Source organism: Stenotrophomonas sp. 2YAF22 (assembly GCF_052114665.1).
Classification (GTDB): Bacteria; Pseudomonadota; Gammaproteobacteria; order Xanthomonadales; family Xanthomonadaceae; genus Stenotrophomonas; species Stenotrophomonas indicatrix.
The window spans coordinates 1-4,775 of the sequence record NZ_JBFRFE010000324.1 but is presented as its reverse complement, the minus strand read 5'-3'; the positions used below and the strand labels follow the sequence as shown (position 1 = coordinate 4,775).

Genomic DNA, 4,775 nt, shown 5'->3' with positions numbered 1-4,775 from the left:
GTGCAGCGTCGGCCGCAGTGGCAACGACCTGCACTACCGTGGCTATGACATCCTGGACCTGGCCAACACCAGCGAGTTCGAGGAAATCGCCTACCTGCTGGTGCATGGCAAGCTGCCGACCCGCGCCGAGCTGGTTTCCTACAAGGCCAAGCTGAAGTCGCTGCGTGGCATTCCGGCCGCGGTGAAGGCTGCGCTGGAAGAACTGCCGCCGTCAGCACACCCGATGGATGTGATGCGCACCGGCGTGTCCGTGCTCGGCTGCGTGGCGCCGGAGAAGGACGATCACAATCATCCGGGCGCGCGCGACATCGCCGACAAGCTGATGGCCTGCCTCGGTTCGATGCTGCTTTACTGGTACCACTGGAGCCACAACGGCCGTGCGATCGACGTGGAAACCGACGATGACTCCATCGGTGGCCACTTCCTGCACCTGCTGCACGGCGAGAAGCCGCAGGATTCGTGGGTGAAGGCGATGCACACCTCGCTGATCCTGTACGCCGAGCACGAGTTCAACGCCTCGACCTTCGCGTGCCGCGTCATCGCCGGCACCGGCAGCGACATGTACAGCGCGATCTGCGGTGGCATCGGCGCACTGCGCGGCCCCAAGCACGGCGGCGCCAACGAAGTGGCGTTCGAAGTGCAGAAGCGCTATGACAATCCGGACGAAGCCGAGGAAGACATCAAGGCCCGCGTCGAGCGCAAAGAAGTGGTGATCGGTTTCGGCCACCCGGTCTACACCGTCTCCGATCCGCGCAACAAGGTGATCAAGGACGTCGCCCGCGAACTGTCCGAAGAGCAGTCGAGCATGAAGATGTACGACATCGCCGAGCGCCTGGAAACGGTGATGTGGGACATCAAGAAGATGTTCCCGAACCTGGACTGGTTCAGTGCCGTCAGCTACCACATGATGGGCGTGCCGACCGCGATGTTCACCCCCCTGTTCGTGATCGCCCGCACCGCCGGCTGGAGCGCGCACATCGTCGAACAGCGTATCGACGGCAAGATCATCCGCCCGAGCGCCAACTACATCGGCCCGGAAGATCGCGACTTCGTGGCCATCGACAAGCGTTCCTGATCATCGCCACTGTTGCACTGCTGCATGCATCCGGCCGGCCCCGTGCCGGCCGGATGCCGTCACCGCCGTATTGCCGGCACCCGGCCCGCCACGAGCATTCCGCCAGCCCATGAATACCGATTACCGCAAGACCCTCCCCGGCGCCTCGCTGGACTATTTCGACGCGCGCGCCGCCGTCGATGCGATCCAGCCCGGTGCCTACGCCACGCTGCCGTACACCTCGCGCGTGCTGGCCGAAAACCTGGTGCGTCGCTGCGACCCGGCCACGCTGACCGATTCGCTGAAGCAGCTGATCGAGCGCCGTCGTGACCTGGATTTCCCGTGGTTCCCGGCGCGCGTGGTATGCCATGACATCCTCGGCCAGACCGCACTGGTCGATCTGGCGGGCCTGCGCGATGCGATCGCCGACAAGGGCGGTGATCCGGCCAAGGTCAACCCGGTGGTGCCGGTGCAGCTGATCGTCGATCACTCGCTGGCAGTGGAGTGCGGTGGTTTCGATCCGCAGGCGTTCGAGAAGAACCGCGCCATCGAGGACCGCCGCAACGAGGACCGCTTCCACTTCATCGACTGGACCAAGCTGGCCTTCGAGAACGTGGACGTGATTCCGCCGGGTAACGGCATCATGCATCAGATCAACCTGGAGAAGATGTCGCCGGTGATCTACGTGCAGGACGGCGTCGCCTTCCCCGATACCTGCGTGGGCACCGACAGCCACACCCCGCACGTGGATGCGCTGGGCGTGATCGCCATCGGCGTGGGTGGCCTGGAAGCAGAGAACGTGATGCTGGGCCGTGCGTCGTGGATGCGCCTGCCGGACATCATCGGTGTCGAGTTGACCGGCCGGCCGCAGCCGGATATCACCGCCACCGACGTGGTGCTGGCCCTGACCGAATTCCTGCGCAAGGAGCGCGTGGTCGGCGCTTGGCTTGAATTCTTCGGCGAAGGTGCCGCTGCACTCACCATCGGTGATCGCGCCACCATCTCCAACATGTGCCCCGAATACGGCGCAACCGCCGCGATGTTCTACATCGATGGCCAGACCATCGACTACCTGCGCCTGACCGGTCGCGAGGAAAAGCAGGTCGCACTGGTTGAGAACTACGCACGCAGCACCGGCCTGTGGGCCGATGACCTGGCCACTGCGGAATACGAGCGCGTGCTGCGCTTCGATCTGTCGACGGTGGTGCGCAACATGGCCGGCCCGAGCAATCCGCATCGCCGCCTGCCGGTATCGGAACTGGTCGAGCGCGGCATCGCCGATGCCGCCAAGCTGGAAGCCGGCAAGGCCGAGCAGGCACAGGGCCTGATGCCTGATGGCGCGGTGATCATTGCTGCCATCACCAGCTGCACCAATACCTCCAACCCGCGCAACGTGATCGCCGCCGGCCTGCTGGCACGCAAGGCCAACGAGCGCGGSCTGCTGCGCAAGCCTTGGGTGAAGTCGTCGCTGGCACCCGGTTCCAAGGCAGTGCAGCTGTACCTGGAAGAAGCGGGCCTGCTGCCGGACCTGGAGAAGCTGGGCTTCGGCATCGTTGCCTTCGCCTGCACCACCTGCAATGGCATGAGCGGCGCGCTGGATCCGAAGATCCAGCAGGAAATCATCGACCGTGACCTGTACGCCACGGCGGTACTGTCGGGCAACCGCAACTTCGACGGCCGCATCCATCCGTATGCGAAGCAGGCGTTCCTGGCCTCGCCGCCGCTGGTGATCGCCTACGCCATCGCCGGTACCATCCGCTTTGACATCGAGAAGGATGTGCTGGGCGTGGACAACGACGGCAACGAAGTGCGCCTGAAGGACATCTGGCCGAGTGATGCCGAGATCGATGCGGTGGTGAAGGCGGCGGTGAAGCCGGAGCAGTTCCGCAGCGTCTACAACCCGATGTTCAACGTACGCGTTGAGCACGGCGCAGCGGTGAGCCCTCTGTACGACTGGCGCCCGCAGAGCACCTACATCCGTCGTCCGCCGTACTGGGAAGGTGCACTGGCCGGTGAGCGCTCGCTGGCCGGCATGCGTGCGCTGGCGGTGTTGCCCGACAACATCACCACCGACCACCTGTCGCCGTCCAACGCGATCCTGGCCTCGAGTGCGGCTGGCGAATACCTGGCGAAGATGGGCTTGCCGGAAGAGGACTTCAATTCCTACGCCACCCACCGCGGTGACCATCTGACCGCGCAGCGTGCCACCTTCGCCAATCCGAAGCTGTTCAACGAGATGGTGCGCAATGAAGACGGCAGCGTGAAACAAGGTTCGCTGGCGCGCGTCGAGCCGGAAGGCAAGGTGATGCGCATGTGGGAAGCGATCGAGACCTACATGGAGCGCAAGCAACCGCTGATCATCATCGCCGGTGCCGACTACGGGCAGGGCTCTTCGCGTGACTGGGCCGCCAAGGGCGTGCGCCTGGCTGGCGTGGAGGCCATCGTTGCCGAAGGCTTCGAGCGCATCCACCGCACCAACCTGATCGGCATGGGCGTGCTGCCGCTGGAGTTCAAGCCGGGCACCACCCGCCTGACGCTGGGCATCGATGGCACCGAAACCTTCGACGTCATCGGTGAACGTACACCGCGCGCAGAGTTGCGTGTGGTCATCCACCGCCGCGACGGCCAGGACGTTATCGTGCCGGTCACCTGCCGCCTGGACAGTGACGAGGAAGTGGCGATCTACGAGGCCGGCGGCGTACTGCAGCGCTTCGCCCAGGACTTCCTGGAAGGCGCCAAGGTGGCGTAAGGCATCCGACGGCCCGGCAACGGGCCGTCTTTCATTGCAAGGAACCGTTCCATGGCATTTCTCCCGCAACTCCGTATTCCCGCCACCTACATGCGCGGTGGTACCAGCAAGGGCGTGTTCTTCCGCCTGCAGGACCTGCCCGAAGCCGCGCAGGTGCCGGGCGCCGCACGCGATGCGCTGCTGATGCGCGTGATCGGCTCGCCCGACCCGTATGGCAAGCAGACCGACGGTATGGGTGGGGCCACCTCCAGCACCAGCAAGTGCGTGATCATCTCCACCGCCTCGGTGCCTGATCACGATGTGGACTACCTGTACGGCCAGGTGTCGATCGATACCGCATTCGTGGACTGGAGCGGCAACTGCGGCAATCTCAGCACCGCCGTTGGTCCGTTCGCGATCGCCAACGGCCTGATCGATCCGGCCCGCGTGCCGCACGATGGCCTTTGCACCGTGCGCATCTGGCAGGCCAACATAGGCAAGACCATCATCGCCCATGTGCCGATGCGCGATGGGCAGGTGCAGGAGATTGGCGATTTCGAGCTGGATGGCGTGACCTTCCCGGCTGCCGAGATCCAGCTGGAATTCCTCGATCCGTCCGACGATGGTGACGCCGGTGCGATGTTCCCCACCGGCAACCTGGTCGATAGGCTGGACGTGCCGGGCGAGGGTAGTTTCGAAGTGACGATGATCACCGCCGGCATCCCGACCATCTTCCTCAACGCCGCCGATCTCGGTTACACCGGCACCGAACTGCAGCCGGCGATCAATGAAGACAAAGCGGCGCTGGAGCGCTTCGAGAAGATCCGTGCCTACGGCGCCCTGCGCATGGGCCTGATCCAGAAACTGGAAGACGCGGCGACCCGCCAGCACACGCCGAAGGTGGCCTTCGTCGCCCCTGCGCAGGACTACGTTTCCTCCAGCGGCAGGGCGATCCCGGCCGCGGACATCGATCTGCATGCCCGCGCGCTGTCG

At 64.8% G+C, this 4,775-nt stretch carries 3 protein-coding genes; all 3 read left to right on the top strand.

Annotated elements, in window-relative coordinates; genetic code table 11:
* The coding region (gene prpC / locus AB4Y84_RS13470; RefSeq protein WP_442250273.1) for a bifunctional 2-methylcitrate synthase/citrate synthase at positions 1 to 1,075 on the top strand (1,075 nt) is incomplete at its 5' end.
* A 109-nt stretch (positions 1,076 to 1,184) separates the two neighbouring features.
* Positions 1,185 to 3,803 (top strand): Fe/S-dependent 2-methylisocitrate dehydratase AcnD, encoded by a 2,619-nt coding sequence (gene acnD, locus AB4Y84_RS13465; protein WP_312106607.1) that lies wholly within the window; start codon positions 1,185 to 1,187, stop codon positions 3,801 to 3,803.
* 51 nt (positions 3,804 to 3,854) lie between these two features.
* Positions 3,855 to 4,775 (top strand): 2-methylaconitate cis-trans isomerase PrpF (prpF, locus tag AB4Y84_RS13460; protein ID WP_442250272.1); only part of this gene is annotated, 921 nt, incomplete at its 3' end.